The organism is Stutzerimonas stutzeri (assembly GCF_019090095.1).
Lineage (GTDB): Bacteria > Pseudomonadota > Gammaproteobacteria > Pseudomonadales > Pseudomonadaceae > Stutzerimonas > Stutzerimonas stutzeri_AN.
In genome coordinates this window covers 2,116,088-2,130,923 of the sequence record NZ_JAGQFP010000001.1, presented here as the reverse complement: position 1 = coordinate 2,130,923, position 14,836 = coordinate 2,116,088, and the positions used below count along the sequence as shown (strand labels likewise).

The following is a 14,836-nucleotide window of genomic DNA, read 5'->3' as shown; positions in this document are numbered from 1 at the left end:
ATCCCCCTGCCTGGAAGCTGAAAAGGAACAACGCAGTGCTCAGATCTCAGGCGTTATCCACGTTACAACCGCTGGCAGCGCTGCTGCTGGCCCTTTTCTGTGGCGTGGCCGAGGCCGCGCCGCAACCCATCACCGCGCTGCCGCTTGCAGCGGACGGTGAGCACCGCTGGCTGTTGCCGGCGGGCGAATACCTGGGCTCGTTCAGCATCGACGAGCCGCTGCAACTGCGTTGCGCGCCCGGTGCGATCATCGATGCGCAGGGCGAGGGCAATGCCCTGACCATCACCGCCGCAGATGTTCGTATCCAGGGCTGCACCCTGCGCAACTGGGGGCGCAACCTGACCGACCTCAATTCCGCCGTGTTCGTCGGGCCGAAGGCGCAGGGCGCAGTGATCGAGGACAACCGCATGCAGGGCCCGGGCTCGGGCGTCTGGGTCGACTCCACCCACGACGTCAGCGTGCTCGGCAACGATATTCAGGGTGATCCGACGACCCGTTCGCAGGACCGCGGTAACGGCATCCACCTCTACGCCGTCAAAGGCGCCCGGGTGATCGGCAACCGGGTCCGCGAGACGCGTGACGGCATCTACATCGACACCTCCAACGGCAACCTGCTGCAGGACAACGTGCTCGAAGACCTGCGCTACGGCGTGCATTACATGTTCTCCAACGACAACCGGGTGATCGGCAACGTCACGCGGCGCACCCGCACCGGCTACGCGCTGATGCAGAGCCGCAAGCTGACGGTGATTGGCAACCGTTCCGAGCAGGACCAGAACTACGGCATGCTGATGAACTACATCACCTACTCGACTATTCGCGACAACGTCGTCCGCAATGTCCAGTCCGGTGATACCGGTGGCGACAGCATGATTTCGGGTGGCGAAGGCAAGGCGCTGTTCATCTACAACTCGCTGTTCAACAGCATCGAGAACAACCACTTCGAGAACAGCGCGCTGGGTATCCACCTGACCGCGGGCTCGGAGGACAACCGCATCGCCGGCAATGCCTTCGTCGGCAACCAACAGCAGGTCAAATACGTCGCCACCCGCACCCAGGAATGGTCGGTGGACGGCCGTGGCAACTACTGGAGCGACTACCTGGGCTGGGACCGCAACAACGACGGGCTGGGCGATGTGGCCTACGAGCCCAACGACAACGTCGACCGCCTGCTGTGGCTGTATCCGCAGGTGCGGTTGCTGATGAACAGCCCGAGCATCGAAGTGTTGCGCTGGGTCCAGCGCGCCTTTCCGGTGGTCAAGTCTCCCGGCGTGCAGGACAGCCATCCGCTGATGAAGCCGCCAATCGAACCCTTTTCAAGCAAAGCGCAGGAGCCAACGCCATGAGCGCTGTCGAGATCCAGGGCGTGAACCAGCGTTACGGCAGCATGACCGTGCTGCATGATCTGAACCTGACCCTCGCCGAGGGCGAGGTGCTGGGCCTGTTCGGCCATAACGGCGCCGGCAAGACCACCAGCATGAAACTCATCCTCGGCCTGCTGTCGCCCAGCGAAGGGCAGGTGCGGGTGCTGGGCCGCGCGCCGGCCGATCCGGCGGTGCGCCGCGAGCTCGGTTACCTGCCGGAAAACGTGACCTTCTACCCGCAGCTCAGCGGCCGCGAGACGCTGCGCCACTTCGCCCGACTCAAGGGGGCGCCACTGACGCAGGTCGATGAGCTGCTCGAACAGGTGGGCCTGGCCCATGCCGCCGAGCGCCGGGTCAAGACCTATTCCAAGGGCATGCGCCAACGCCTCGGCCTGGCTCAGGCGCTGCTCGGCGAACCGCGCCTGCTGCTGCTCGACGAGCCGACGGTGGGGCTGGATCCGATTGCCACCGGCGATCTCTATCAGCTGATCGACCGGCTGCGCCAGCGTGGCACCAGCGTCATCCTCTGTTCCCATGTGCTGCCTGGCGTCGAGGCGCATATCAATCGCGCGGCGATCCTGGCCAAGGGCCGCTTGCAGGCAGTCGGCAGCCTGGCGCAATTGCGGGTCGAGGCGGGGCTGCCGACCCGCATCCGCGCCAGTGGCGTCGATAACGGCGCCGCCTGGCTGCAGCGCTGGGATGCGGCGGGGCACTCGGCGCGTTCGCTGGGCGAGCGCAGCGTCGAGGTCAGCGCCATCAACGGCCACAAGTTGCCGCTGCTGCGCGAGCTGCTCGGCGAAGGCGAGCCGGACGACATCGAGATCCACCAGCCCTCGCTGGAAGATCTGTACCGCTACTACATGCAGCGCGCCGGCGACGTGCGCACGGCGGAGGGCACGCTATGAACCCGGTCTGGAACATCGCCCGCAAGGAGCTCAGCGACGGCCTGCGCAACCGCTGGTTGCTGGCTATCAGCCTGCTGTTCGCAGTGCTGGCGGTGGGCATCGCCTGGCTCGGCGCCGCGGCGTCCGGTCAGCTCGGCTTCACCTCGATCCCCGCCACGGTGGCGAGCCTCGCCAGCCTGGCGACTTTCCTGATGCCGCTGATCGCGCTGCTGCTGGCCTACGACGCCATCGTCGGCGAGGACGAGGGCGGCACCCTGATGTTGCTGCTGACCTACCCACTGGGCCGCGGGCAGATCCTGCTCGGCAAGTTCGTCGGCCACGGGCTGATCCTGGCGCTGGCCGTGCTGATCGGCTTTGGCTGCGCGATGCTGGCCATTGCGGTGTTGGTCGACGATATCGAGATCGGCACGCTGCTCTGGGCGTTCGGCCGCTTCATGGTCTCCTCGACCCTGCTCGGCTGGGTGTTCCTGGCGATGGCCTACGTGCTGAGCAGCAAGGTGAGCGAGAAGTCCAGCGCGGCTGGGCTGGCGCTCGGCGTGTGGTTCGTCTTCGTGCTGGTCTTCGACCTGGTGCTGCTGGCACTGCTGGTGCTCAGCGAAGGCAAGTTCAGCCCCGAAGCGCTGCCCTGGTTGCTGCTGCTCAACCCGACCGATATCTATCGACTGATCAACCTGTCCGGCTTCGACGGTGGCACTGCCATGGGCGTGCTGTCGCTGGGCAGCGATCTGCCGGTGCCGGCGGCCGTCCTCTGGCTGTGCCTGCTGCTCTGGGTGGGCGCGTCGCTGCTGCTGGCCTACGGCGTGTTCCGTCGCCGTCTGGCATGACTTTGAAAAGGAAACTGTAACCATGAATGCGCTATATATCCGCCCGCCACGTCTGTTGCTCGCCGCGGCGCTGCTGTTCGGCCTGGCGGCCTGCAACGAGCCCGAGCAGAACGCGAAGGGGCTTGATCCGGTGGCTTTCCATGCGTCGGATGAGTGCCACGTCTGCGGCATGGCAATCAGCGATTTCCCCGGCCCCAAAGGCCAGGCAGTGGGGAAGGGTGGGGTGAAGAAATTCTGCTCCACGGCGGAGCTGCTCGGCTGGTGGCTGCAACCGGAGAACCGCGTGCTCGACGTGAAACTCTACGTGCACGACATGGGGCGCAGCACCTGGGAACAACCCGATGACCATTACCTGATCGATGCGACCAGCGCCTACTATGTCGCCGGTACGCATTTGAAAGGAGCGATGGGCGCGGTGCTGGCGACCTTCGCCAAGGAAGAGGATGCCAAGCGCCTGGCGGCCGAGCAGGGCGGTCGGGTGCTGCGCTTCGACGAGATCGACCAGGCCGTGCTGCAACCGGCAACGGCCATGCACGACATGGGCGGCCATCAACAGGCGCATGCGGGCCATTGACCGGCAGCGGGTGGCAAACGAGCCACCCGCGCCATCTACAACTCAACGAGGTAACCGAAATGATGGGTATCAGTATCTGGCAACTCCTGATCGTGCTGCTGATCGTGGTCATGCTGTTCGGCACCAAGCGCTTGCGCGGCCTGGGCTCCGACCTGGGCGGCGCGATCAGTGGCTTCCGCAAATCCATGAGCGACGGTGAAAACACCGCGGCCGATGCGGTCAAGCACGAGCCGAAATAGCGTCGCAACCGACTGTCTTTGCGCTTTTCCTGTAGGAACCGCCTTCGGGGCGAGGCTTTTCGGCACCGAGTTGCGCCATTCGCCGCGGGTCGCGGCTCCCACAGAAAATCAAGCCACCTGCATAAGTCGGCGCCACGCACGGGCTCGATTTGTGGGAGCCCCGACCCGGGGCGAAGCTTTTCGGCGCTGACTTGGCGCCATTCGCCGCGGGTCGCGGCTCCCACAGAAAAACAAGCCACCTGCATAAGTCGGCGCCACGCACGGGCTTGATTAGTGGGAGCCCCGACCCGGGGCGAAGCTTTTCCGGCACCGAGTTGCGCCATTCGCCGCGGGTCGCGGCTCCCACAGAAAAACAAGCCACCTGCATAAGTCGGCGCCACGCACGGGCTCGATTTGTGGGAGCCCCGACCCGGGGCGAAGCTTTTCCGGCACCGAGTTGCGCCATTCGCCGCGGGTCGCGGCTCCCACAGAAAAAGCGTGCGACCTGCACAACGCAGCGTCACGCACAGGCTCGATTTGTGGGAGCCCCGACCCGGGGCGAAGCTTTTCCGGCACCGAGTTGCGCCATTCGCCGCGGGTCGCGGCTCCCACAGAAAAAGCGTGCGACCTGCATAAGTCGGCGCCACGCACGGGCTCGATTTGTGGGAGCCCCGACCCGGGGCGAAGCTTTTCGGCGCTGACTTGGCGCCATTCGCCGCGGGTCGCGGCTCCCACAGAAAAACAAGCCACCTGCATAAGTCGGCGCCACGCACGGGCTTGATTAGTGGGAGCCCCGACCCGGGGCGAAGCTTTTCCGGCACCGAGTTGCGCCATTCGCCGCGGGTCGCGGCTCCCACAGAAAAAGCGTGCGACCTGCACAGCGCAGCGTCACGCACGGGCTCGATTTGTGGGAGCCCCGACCCGGGGCGAAGCTTTTCCGGCACCGAGTTGCGCCAATCGCCGCGGGTCGCGGCTCCCACAGAAAAAGCGTGCGACCTGCACAACGCAGCGTCACGCACGGGCTCGATTTGTGGGAGCCCCGACCCGGGGCGAAGCTTTTCCGGCACCGAGTTGCGCCATTCGCCGCGGGTCGCGGCTCCCACAGAAAAAGCGTGCGACCTGCACAGCGCAGCGTCACGCACGGGCTCGATTTGTGGGAGCCCCGACTCGGGGCGAAGCTTTTCCGGCACCGAGTTGCGCCAATTGCCGCGGGTCGCGGCTCCCACAGAAAAAGCGTGCGATCTGCACAACGCAGCGTCACGCACGGGCTCGATTTGTGGGAGCCCCGACCCGGGGCGAAGCTTTTCCGGCACCGAGTTGCGCCAATCGCCGCGGGTCGCGGCTCCCACAGAAAAACAAGCCACCTGCATAAGTCGGCGCCACGCACGGGCTCTCATGAAGAGCTACGTAGGTTGATGTCACCTTTTACATCCACCGTGGCTCGGCAGTCGGCGGCTCGACGAGGCGTGGCGCCGCTTGACGGATGCCGGCTGCAACCCTGCCACGGCCCGCCTACCGGCCCCTCGGCAAAAGCTGATTGCAATCAAGTCTGGGAATGCCTCCTACCCTGTACAACGTAATCCTGGCTCCGGAAATCTCGGTGCCCTGGTTCCTCGGTCCGGCGACTGATTGCCTTGCCGGCCGTTGCAGAAAAAAGTGTCAGGAGGCCCCGTGCACGTCATCGATCGGCGAAAAGCCCTCAGTATCCCGCCCCTCTGGCGGCTCGCGTTTCGGCCATTCTTTCTCGCCGGCAGCCTCTTCGCGATGCTGGCGATTCCCCTGTGGATCGGCGCCTGGACCGGGTTGTGGTCGGGCTTGCACCCCACCGGCGGCTGGCTCGCCTGGCACCGCCACGAGATGCTGTTCGGTTTCGCCATGGCGATCGTCGCCGGCTTCCTGCTGACGGCGGGGCAGACCTGGACCGGCCAGCCCGGCGTCTCCGGCAACCGGCTGGCGGCGCTGGCAGGCGTCTGGCTGCTGGCGCGCCTGGGCTGGCTACTGGGCGCGCCGATCGGCCTGCTGATCGTGACGGATCTGCTGTTCCTGCTCGGTGTGGCCGGTCTGATGGCACGCATGCTCTGGGTGGTCCGGCAGAAGCGCAACTACCCGATCATCGCCGTACTTACCTTGATGACTGGCGCCGATGTGCTGGTGCTCTGCGGGGTCGCGCTGGGCGACGACGGGCTGCAACGCCAGGGCGTGCTCGCCGGGCTGTGGCTGGTGGCGGCCCTGATGGCCATCATCGGCGGCCGGGTAATCCCCTTCTTTACCCAACGTGGCCTGGGCCGCAGCGAAGCCGTGAAGCCCTGGGTCTGGCTGGACGTGGCGCTGCTGGTCGGCACCGGCCTGATTGCCGCGTGCTACGCCGCCGGTGTCGCACTGGTACCGAACGTACTGCTCGGCCTGCTGTTCGTGGCGATCGCCGCGGGTCACCTGCTGCGCCTGGCGCGCTGGTACGACGCCGGTATATGGCGCGTACCGCTGTTGTGGTCGCTGCACCTGGCCATGCTCTGGCTGGTGATCGCCGCGGCCGGTCTGGCGCTGTGGAACTTCGGCCTGCTGGCCAATTCCAGCGCCGCGCTGCACGCCCTCTCGGTGGGCTCGATGAGCGGCCTGATCCTGGCCATGATCGCGCGCGTCACGCTCGGTCACACCGGCCGGCCGTTGCAATTACCGTCGGGCATCGTCGCGGCGTTCGTGCTGTTCAATGTCGGCGCGGCCGCGCGGGTATTCATTGCCAGCGAGTGGCCGGTGCCCGGGCTGTGGCTCGCGGCCAGCTGCTGGGCCATCGCCTTTGCGCTGTACGCCTGGCGCTATGCGCCGATGCTGGTGAGCGCACGGGTCGATGGCCATCCCGGCTGACGGCCAGCCAACGCTCGTCATCCCGTAATCCCTAACGAATAGCTGCTGCCCGCCCATCCTGGGTCGGGCCGCTTGTGGCTCGGCGACCGCCGGCATCGGAGTAGATATGAAGAATGAATTCAAAGACCGCCTGGCTGTTGTCACGGGTGCCAGTTCCGGAATCGGCCTCGCGCTCTGTGCTGCGCTGTTGCAGCGTGGCGCGCGGGTGCTGGCCATGGCGCGCAGCGTCGGAGGCCTGGGCCAGCTGCTGGAGAGCTATCCCGAGCAACTGGAATGGGTGGACGGCGATGTCACCGTCGCCGACGACCTGCAGCGGCTGGCGCGTCGCGCCGCGGCGCTCGGCCCGGTGGACTACCTGGTGCCCAACGCCGGGATTGCCGAGCTTGGCGACAGCCTCGACGTCAGTTGCTTCGATCGTCAGTGGGCGGTCAACGGTGCCGGCGCGCTGAACACCTTGGCCGCGCTGCGCACCGAGTTGGCCAAACCGGCCTCGGTGGTCTTCGTCGGCACCTTCCTGACCCGTAGCACCTTTCCCGGCCTGGCCGCGTACATCGCCAGCAAGGCGGCGTTGGTGGCCCACGCGCGGACATTGGCGGTGGAGTTCGCCTCGCTGGACGTACGCATCAACACGGTGTCGCCGGGGCCGACCGCTACCGCGATCTGGGGCACCCTGGGCCTGGCTGACGAGCAGCTGGAGCAGGTTGCGGACAACGTGACCAAGCGCTTGCTGCCCGGGCATTTCCTCGAGTCGGCGGCGGTCGCCAATGTCATCCTGTTCCAGCTGTCGCAAGGCGCTCGTGGGGTTTACGGACAGGACTGGGTGGTCGACAACGGCTACACGCTGAACTGAGCGGGCGAGGCTGACGATGATCTTCGGTTCCCGGCGGGCCGCCCGCCAAGTGCGCGACGAGCGCGATCGGCTGCAGCAGACCTGTGACGACCAGGCCGCGCGCATCTCGGCACTTGAACAGTCGCTCGCCGTGACGCAGGCGGCGCGCCAAGAGGAGCAACGCCAGCTCGATTACTACCGCGGCGTGGCCAGTAACCTGGTCCGCTTCAGTGCATCGGTGGCGCATCTGGGCGATTCCTTCGAGTACCTCACCGGGCAACTGGGCGAGAACCGCCTGCGCGCCGAGCAAGTCGACGAGGCGGCGCTGGGCAACCAGCAACGCTTCGGCGAGTTGCAGGGCAAGGCGATCGACATGGAAAGCGGCCTCGATCAGGCCTCGCACAAGGTCGAGGCTCTGGCGACGCATTCCCAGGAGATCAACGGCATCGTCGACCTCATCAGCGGCATCGCCAGCCAGACCAATCTGCTCGCGCTCAACGCCGCCATCGAGGCGGCGCGGGCGGGGGAGGCCGGGCGCGGTTTCGCGGTGGTCGCCGGGGAGATTCGTACCCTGGCGGAGCGAACCGCACTGGCCACCGCCGATATCGTGCGCAAGATCACCGAGGTGCAGGCCGAGATCGCCCACGTGCATCAGTACATCCAGCAGCAGGGCAACCTGGCGCAGGGATTCAGCCAGACGACCGCCACCGCTGTCGCGGCCATGCAGCACCTTCATCAACTGGCTGGAAGCATGCGCGACGGTATCGAGCGCTCCTCGTTCCGTGCGGGCATCGAGCTGGCCAATCTGGACGAGCTGTCGCTGAAGTTCGTCGTCTACAACCAGGTGCTGGGCGCCGGCGAGCGCAGCGTGCCGGCCTTGCCCAGCGAGCGTGAATGTCGGTTCGGGCGCTGGTACTACGCCGAAGGCAGTCGGCGCATGCAGGGTCTGGAGCACTTCCGGCAGATCGAGCGGCCGCATACCGCCGTGCATCGCCAGGGGCAGCAAGCGCTCGAGGCCTTCGCGCGACGGGCACTGGAGGACACCCTGGAGCACCTCGGTGAGATGGAGGCGGCCAATCTGGAGGTGATGCGCATCGTCGCGGCGCTGATTGCCGAGTACGAAGCCAGCGCCCGACCGTCTCACGCATCGGTGTGACGGTGCTGCGCGGCGTTGCTAGCAAAAATATTGCTTTGAAGGATCAAGAGGATTCATTGGCAGCCTAAGGCGGGCGCACCGACAATGTGCGGCCCGGCTGGCGAGCGCCCTCTTTTCGTGCGTGTACGAGTCGCCTGTTCCGGTATCTTGCCTTCCGTACCGCCTCCTTCGTTCAAGCAGGTCGCATGCAACAACGTTTTATCGACTGGTGCCGCTCCTTCGCCCCGGCACCGCTCTCGGCGCGCCCGGCCGAATGGCTGCGCGCGGCCATTGGTATCGGTCTGGTCATGCTGGTGGTCATCCCGGCCAGTATGTGGGTGTTCGGCAGCAGCCTGTCGCTGCCCCTGATGGCGCCGGCTGCCGCTTCGGCGATGCTGCTGTTCGCCGCCTCCTCGAGCCCCTTCGCGCAACCCTGGGCGGTGATTGGCGGCAACCTGCTGGCCACCGCCATCGGCGTGACGCTGGGGGCAAGCGATTGGCCTGTGGCGGTCGCGGCCGGTAGCGCCGGGATGCTGGCGCTGCTGTGCCTGTTCATCCTGCGCTGCCTGCATCCGCCCGCCGCCGCGCTGGCGCTGGTGGCGGTGATCGGCACCCCGCAGCTACACGCCTACGGTTACCAATTGCTCTATCCGGTGGCCTTCAATTCGCTGCTGCTGGTGTTGGTTGCGCTGGTGTACAACAACCTCAGCGGGCACGCCTATCCCAAGCCGCGCCCGCAGAAGGGCAATCCGCATCACACCCACGATCCGTTGCCCAGTGAGCGCATGAGCTTCAGTGAAGACGACGTCGAGCAGGCACTGGCGGACTTTGGCGAATACGTCGACGTCACCCGGGACGATCTCGCCCAGCTGATCAAGCAGACCGAGAAGCACGCCTTGCGGCGCACCATGGGCGAGATCACCGCCGCCGACATCATGTCCCGCGATCTTTATTGGGGCACGCCGGACTGTTCGATACAGCGGGCCTGGCAGACCTTGCGCGAGCACCGTCTGCATTCCTTCCCGGTGCTCGAGCCCGACAGCCATCGGCTGGTGGGCATCGTGACCCTGGTCGATCTGCTCAAACACTTCCAGCCGGCGTCGGTACGGATCAAGTTCGGCCAGCTCAAGTTCCTTCGCGGCGTCCAGCTACGCACGATCATGAGCACGCCGGTGGTCTCGGTCACCGAGGACTGCCATATGGTCGACCTGGTATTCCTGCTGTCCGACCGCGGCCTGCATTGCCTGCCGGTGATCGACGACCAGCAGCGGCTGGTCGGCATGATCACCCAGACCGACCTGATTGCTGCGCTCTACCGGAACTGGCTCAAGCATCTGCCCGACTGAGCGGGCCATGCGACACCTCGCAGGGGCGGGAACCTGGCGGCTGGTACAGTGCCTGACAAGCCACCCCCTCTGAACAAGCTGAGCCCATGCAAGAGCGCCTGAGGCACTGGTTGCGGTCCTTCTTCCCGGCCCCCCAGAGTGTGTCCCACAAGCATTGGATCCGTGCCGTAATCGGCGTGGGGCTGGTGGTGTTGCCGATGGTGGCAGTCGGGTTGCTCGTGTTCGGCGGCCCGGTGACCCTGCATATCGTCGCGCCCGCCGGCGCCTCCGCGGTGATATTGTTCAGCGCCTCGTCCAGCCCGTTCGCCCAGCCCTGGTCGGTGATCGGCGGCAACCTCATTGCTGTGGCGATCGGCGTGACGCTCGGCCTCTGCGGCCTGACGGCGGTCACCGCTGCGGTGACCGCCGTCTGTCTGGCGATCGCCTGCCTGTTCCTGCTGCGTTGCATGCATCCGCCGAGCTGCGCGCTGGCGATGGTCGCGGCCATTGGCGGACCGGGGATCACGGATCTGGGTTATGGTTTGCTGTACCCGGTGGCGTTCAATTCGCTGCTGCTGGTGCTGTTCGCCCTGCTGTACAACAACCTCACCGGGCATCCCTATCCAAAACCGCGAACCCAGGCCAGCGGCGTCCAGGCCGGCAGCGTGCCGCTGGGCGAAGAGCACTTGTCATTCACCGATGACGACGTCGACCGCGCGCTGGAGGAGTTCGGCGAATACGTCGACGTCACCCGGGATGACCTGCTTGAACTGATGCAGCGCACCGAGAAACATGCCATCCGCCGCAGCATGGGCGATGTCAGTGCCGCCGACATCATGTGCCGTGAGCTGCACACCTGCGCGCCCCACGACAGCCTGCATCAGGTCCGTGCGCGGGTGCGCCGGCACCGGCTGCATGCGCTGGCGGTGGTCGATCCGGACAGCCGGGCGCTGATCGGCATCGTCACCCAGACCGACCTGCTGCAGCACCTCGAGCCGCATCCTTCGCGCTTCAGCCTGCGCCGCCTGTCCCTGCGCCGCGAAGTGCGCGTCAGCGACGTCATGAGTGCCCCGGTGGTCTCGGTGCGCGAGGATGCGCAGCTGCCGGACCTGGTCTACCTGCTGGCCGATCGCGGTATGTCCTGTCTGCCGGTGGTCGATCCGGCGCAGCGGCTGGTGGGCATCATCACCCAGAGCGACTTGATCAGCGGCCTGTACCGAAGCTGGATGACGCGCCTCGGCAGCTGAGGCTCAGATGGCGTAGTTCCAGCTCGACCAGTCGTAGTCGTCCCGCGCCACCTCGCGTAGCAGTTCGAGCGCCTTGAACAGGGCCGGCGACTGGGCTGCGCGGGAGTGGACCAGGTAAACCGGATAGCTGAATTCCGGCGCCTGCTCGACGCGTTTGAGGATGCCTTCGTCGAGATAGCGCTGCACCACCCGCGTGCGGAAATAACCGCGCCCGCCGCATTGCACCAGGTATTGCAGCGCCAGCGGCCCGAGGCTGAAGGAGAGCGCGGCGCGCATGTGGCCCGGCAGCGCGAGGTCGTGCTGCTGACGAAACGCCGGGCCCCAGTCGATATAGACGTAGGGATCCGGAACGGTCGCATGGACCACCTGGATGAGCTTTTCCTCGAGCAGCTGCTCGACCTGCAAGCCCGGCCAATACTCGGGGCGGTGCACCAGCGCCGCATCCAATGCGCCGAGGTCAAGTTGCTTTTGCAGCTCATCGCCACTGGCCACCTCGTTGCGCAACGCGTGGTCAGGCATCGCCTGACGCAACCGCTGGACCCAGGCGAGCATCAGCGGGTTGCACAGGCTCACCTCGGCACCGAGCGACAGCAGCTTGTCATAGCCGCGCGGCAGCGGCAGGTCGCGACGTGCCGTTTCCCAGGTCTGCACCAGCTGCGTGGCATAGGCGACGAAACGCTCGCCATCGGCCGTCAGCCGCGCACCGGCGCGGTTGCGCACGAACAATCGGCAACCGAGCCGAGTCTCCAGGCTACGAACCCGCGCGGTGACCGCCGTCTGGGTGATATGCAGGCGCTCGGCGGTGGCGATGAAACTGCCAGTGCGAATGATCTCGAGAAAAGTGCGGGCGAGATCGATGTCCATAAGCGCTGCTCATATCAAAAGGGGTGATATGAAAGCAGGTTGAGAACACTGATGAAAGCAGGCCAGGGCCTTGAAGCGCTAAAGACACCGAAAAGCTTGCAATCGAGACCGCTCCCACAAGCCCGTGCACACTGTGGGAGCGGTCTTGACCGCGAAGCGCTTGATCCAAACGCACGACGTAGCACCGGTTAGAACTGGGACGGTTCGGGGTGTCTTTGGCGCCGAAAAGCTCGCAATCGAGACCGCTCCCACCAGTTCGAGCCCACTGGTGGGAGCGGTACCATCGGCGGCTGGTGGATCAGTGCGAAGTCCCTTCGGCGAACTCGATCTTGTTGCCGACGTTGTACTTGCCGGACGGCTTGTTCATCGGGATGCGCTTGATCTCCTCGAGGGTCTTGGCGTCGTAGACGATCACTGCGCCGTCGGTGTCCCAGACGCTGAGCAAGGCGTAGCGGCCGTTGTTGGTGAATTCGACGTGGGCGGCGTTCTTGCCCGGCATCGGGCGCAGGGTGTGGGCGACCTCCAGGGTCTGCTTGTCGATCAGGTGCACGGCGTCGTTGTTGGGGCCGAAGAACACGTCGGTCCAGGCATATTTGGAGTTCAGGTGGCTGCGCATGAAGAAGCCCGGGCCTTCGGTGGGGATCTCCTTGATCAGTTTCCAGGTCTCGAGATCGAGCATCGAAATCAGCCCCTTGCTGACGTTGGGCGTGGCGAACACCCATTTGCCATTGCGCTTCCAATAGATGCCCGAACCCAGGTGCGGCATGCCCGGCAACGGGATGTCGGTGACTGCTTTGCCGGTGTCCAGGTCGATGACCTGACCGCCAAGGGCCTTGCGCGAGGTGGCCAGCAGGTAGCGGTAGTCCGGGGTGAAAGAGAAGTCGTCGAGGAAGTCGGCGGCTTCGATGCGGCGCGGCTTGAAGGTCGGCTCACCGGCATAGGAAATTTCCCAGGCTTCCTTCACGTCTTTCAGTGCTACCACGAAGCTGTCACGCGGCGGGGCGGTGTAGACGGCGCTGACCCGTGACGGCGTGCCGTCCGCGGTGACCGCCGGGATGTGCTTGACCAGCGACAGGTCGCGGGCGTCGAGCAGCACCAGGTTGCCGGGCAGGTAGTTGCCCACCAGCACCCAGCGGCCGTCGTTGCTGACGGCCAGGTTGCGGGTGTTCAGGCCGGCGCGGACCTCGGCAATCATGGTCAGGTTGTTGAGGTCGTAGACGCTGACCCAGCCGTCGCGCGAGGCGAAGTAGACGAAGCGCCCGTCCGGGGAAAACTTCGGCCCGCCATGCAGCGCGTAGTGCGAAGGGAAGTTCGCCAGCTCGGTGAAACGGTCGCCGTCGAGCACGCGCACATGATGGTTGCCGGCCTCGACCACGACGAACAGGTTGAGCGGGTCGGCACCGTGCTGCGGTGTGCTCGGCAGCTTGGCGACGTCAGCCAGGATGCGGTGGCTGGCGCGGATGTCAGCGTCGCTCCAGGTCGGTGGGGTAGCCGGCGGCTGATAGAGATAGCTCACCAGCCCGTCGATCTGCGCATCGCTCAGGCGATCGCCGAACGCCGCCATCTGGGTGGCCGGCCGGCCGTTGTGGATGACCTCGCGGGCCTCGTCGGGCTTCAGCCGGCTGAGGCTCTCGGGCAGCAGCGCGGGTCCGGCGCCGCCCAGGCGATCGACACCGTGGCAGCTCTGGCAATGCTGCTCGTAGAGGGCGCCGGCCTGTTGCAGCGAGACCGCGTCGACGGCAGCGTGAGTCGGCCCGGCGAGCAACAGCAGGGCGAATGGCATCAGTCGCATAAGGCCTCCACCTCGGAGGGGCTGGCACGATGATCTGCGCGCAGGCGGGCGGGAAATTCCAGCGCCCGGTCGGCGAACAGCCCGACCACTTCTCCGATCACCGTCAGGGTCGGGGGTTTCAATTGGGCTTGCTCGGCCATCGACGGCAGCTGCTTGAGCGTGCAGCGCACCACGCGCTGATCGGCGCGAGTACCGTTGCCGATCAGCGCCGCCGGCGTGTCTACGGGTAGGCCGGCGGCGATCAGGTTGCGCGATATTTCGCCGAGGCTGGCCAGGCCCATATAGAACACCAGGGTCTGCTTGCCTTCCACCAGGCTGTTCCAGGGCAGTTGCAGCGCACCGTCTTCCTGCAGATGGCCGGTGATGAACTGGCAGGAATGCGCGAGATCGCGATGGGTCAAGGGAATGCCGGCGTAGGCGCTGCACCCGGCTGCGGCGGTGACACCCGGGACCACTTGCCCGTTGATGCCCTGTTCGAGCAGGTGCTCGAGTTCCTCGGCGCCGCGGCCGAAGATGAAAGGATCGCCGCCTTTCAGCCGCACCACGCGCAGATTCTGTTTTGCCAGGTCCACCAGCAGTTGATTGATCTGCGGCTGCGGCAGGCTGTGATAGCCGCTGGTCTTGCCGACGTAGTGACGGGCACAGCGCGCCGGCAGGAGTTGCATCAGATCGTCGCTGACCAGGCGGTCGTAGACCACCGCGTCGGCCTGCTGCAGCAGGCTCCAGGCGCGTAGCGTGAGTAGCCCGGGATCGCCTGGGCCGGCGCCGATCAAGGCGACTTCGCCTGGGGCCAGCGTGGCGCCGAGCGAAGCGGGGAGGGGGATTGGCTGGTCCATGCGAACTCCTGAAAATCTCGTCGGGCTGCGGTAAGTCATGGGCGGCGTCGGGGCCGCGCTC

13 protein-coding genes are annotated in these 14,836 nt (G+C 66.0%); 10 read left to right on the top strand and 3 right to left on the bottom strand.

The genetic code is table 11. The features are described 5' to 3' along the window. The first annotated feature begins 35 nt into the window (after positions 1 to 35). The 10 genes from KVO92_RS09450 to KVO92_RS09405 all read left to right on the top strand — a co-directional run bounded on the left by KVO92_RS09450 (position 36) and on the right by KVO92_RS09405 (position 11,283). Entirely contained in the window at positions 36 to 1,346 is a 1,311-nt protein-coding gene (locus KVO92_RS09450; protein WP_217475323.1) for a nitrous oxide reductase family maturation protein NosD, read from the top strand. Beyond that, a complete protein-coding gene (locus tag KVO92_RS09445) occupies positions 1,343 to 2,269 on the top strand; it encodes an ABC transporter ATP-binding protein (protein ID WP_217475322.1) in 927 nt (308 codons plus the stop codon). The genes KVO92_RS09450 and KVO92_RS09445 overlap by 4 nt, the downstream gene beginning before the upstream one ends. Continuing rightward, complete coding sequence (locus KVO92_RS09440; RefSeq protein ID WP_217475321.1) at positions 2,266 to 3,093, top strand: ABC transporter permease; 828 nt, start codon at positions 2,266 to 2,268, stop codon at positions 3,091 to 3,093. The genes KVO92_RS09445 and KVO92_RS09440 overlap by 4 nt, the downstream gene beginning before the upstream one ends. Before the next feature lie 22 nt (positions 3,094 to 3,115). Next, on the top strand, positions 3,116 to 3,667 hold the full coding sequence (locus KVO92_RS09435; RefSeq protein WP_217475320.1) for a nitrous oxide reductase accessory protein NosL: 552 nt from the start codon (positions 3,116 to 3,118) through the stop codon (positions 3,665 to 3,667). Between the two features lie 62 nt (positions 3,668 to 3,729). Continuing rightward, positions 3,730 to 3,906 (top strand): twin-arginine translocase TatA/TatE family subunit, encoded by a 177-nt coding sequence (gene tatA, locus KVO92_RS09430; protein ID WP_254621399.1) that lies wholly within the window; start codon positions 3,730 to 3,732, stop codon positions 3,904 to 3,906. Between the two features lie 1,650 nt (positions 3,907 to 5,556). Further along, positions 5,557 to 6,747, top strand: coding sequence for an NnrS family protein (locus KVO92_RS09425; RefSeq protein ID WP_217475318.1), 1,191 nt, complete (start codon positions 5,557 to 5,559; stop codon positions 6,745 to 6,747). 106 nt (positions 6,748 to 6,853) lie between these two features. Further along, positions 6,854 to 7,597 (top strand): SDR family NAD(P)-dependent oxidoreductase, encoded by a 744-nt coding sequence (locus tag KVO92_RS09420; protein ID WP_217475317.1) that lies wholly within the window; start codon positions 6,854 to 6,856, stop codon positions 7,595 to 7,597. Between the two features lie 16 nt (positions 7,598 to 7,613). Further along, positions 7,614 to 8,732, top strand: coding sequence for a methyl-accepting chemotaxis protein (locus tag KVO92_RS09415; protein ID WP_217475316.1), 1,119 nt, complete (start codon positions 7,614 to 7,616; stop codon positions 8,730 to 8,732). 185 nt (positions 8,733 to 8,917) lie between these two features. Beyond that, positions 8,918 to 10,057: an HPP family protein gene (locus KVO92_RS09410; protein WP_217475315.1), complete on the top strand. Its 1,140-nt coding sequence runs from the start codon at positions 8,918 to 8,920 to the stop codon at positions 10,055 to 10,057. Between the two features lie 86 nt (positions 10,058 to 10,143). Continuing rightward, a complete protein-coding gene (locus KVO92_RS09405; RefSeq protein WP_217475314.1) occupies positions 10,144 to 11,283 on the top strand; it encodes an HPP family protein in 1,140 nt (379 codons plus the stop codon). 3 nt (positions 11,284 to 11,286) lie between these two features. On the opposite strand, the gene KVO92_RS09400 is transcribed toward KVO92_RS09405, so the two are convergent. The 3 genes from KVO92_RS09400 to cobA form a co-directional block, all read right to left on the bottom strand. Then, positions 11,287 to 12,147, bottom strand: a complete 861-nt coding sequence (locus tag KVO92_RS09400) for a LysR family transcriptional regulator (RefSeq protein WP_217475313.1) — start codon at positions 12,145 to 12,147, stop codon at positions 11,287 to 11,289. A 298-nt stretch (positions 12,148 to 12,445) separates the two neighbouring features. Beyond that, positions 12,446 to 13,939, bottom strand: coding sequence for a nitrite reductase (locus KVO92_RS09395; protein WP_217475312.1), 1,494 nt, complete (start codon positions 13,937 to 13,939; stop codon positions 12,446 to 12,448). Continuing rightward, positions 13,930 to 14,775 (bottom strand): uroporphyrinogen-III C-methyltransferase, encoded by an 846-nt coding sequence (cobA, locus tag KVO92_RS09390; RefSeq protein WP_217475311.1) that lies wholly within the window; start codon positions 14,773 to 14,775, stop codon positions 13,930 to 13,932. Before cobA ends, KVO92_RS09395 begins: the two co-directional genes overlap by 10 nt. Positions 14,776 to 14,836 lie beyond the last annotated feature (61 nt).

Coding starts and splice junctions, on each gene's coding strand:
- KVO92_RS09445 (WP_217475322.1), top strand. CDS start 1,343: ATGAGCGCTGTCGAGATCCAGGGCGTGAACCAGCGTTACGGCAGCATG.
- KVO92_RS09440 (WP_217475321.1), top strand. CDS start 2,266: ATGAACCCGGTCTGGAACATCGCCCGCAAGGAGCTCAGCGACGGCCTG.
- KVO92_RS09435 (WP_217475320.1), top strand. CDS start 3,116: ATGAATGCGCTATATATCCGCCCGCCACGTCTGTTGCTCGCCGCGGCG.
- tatA (WP_254621399.1), top strand. CDS start 3,730: ATGGGTATCAGTATCTGGCAACTCCTGATCGTGCTGCTGATCGTGGTC.
- KVO92_RS09420 (WP_217475317.1), top strand. CDS start 6,854: ATGAAGAATGAATTCAAAGACCGCCTGGCTGTTGTCACGGGTGCCAGT.
- KVO92_RS09415 (WP_217475316.1), top strand. CDS start 7,614: ATGATCTTCGGTTCCCGGCGGGCCGCCCGCCAAGTGCGCGACGAGCGC.
- KVO92_RS09410 (WP_217475315.1), top strand. CDS start 8,918: ATGCAACAACGTTTTATCGACTGGTGCCGCTCCTTCGCCCCGGCACCG.
- KVO92_RS09405 (WP_217475314.1), top strand. CDS start 10,144: ATGCAAGAGCGCCTGAGGCACTGGTTGCGGTCCTTCTTCCCGGCCCCC.
- KVO92_RS09400 (WP_217475313.1), bottom strand. CDS start 12,147: ATGGACATCGATCTCGCCCGCACTTTTCTCGAGATCATTCGCACTGGC.
- KVO92_RS09395 (WP_217475312.1), bottom strand. CDS start 13,939: ATGCGACTGATGCCATTCGCCCTGCTGTTGCTCGCCGGGCCGACTCAC.
- cobA (WP_217475311.1), bottom strand. CDS start 14,775: ATGGACCAGCCAATCCCCCTCCCCGCTTCGCTCGGCGCCACGCTGGCC.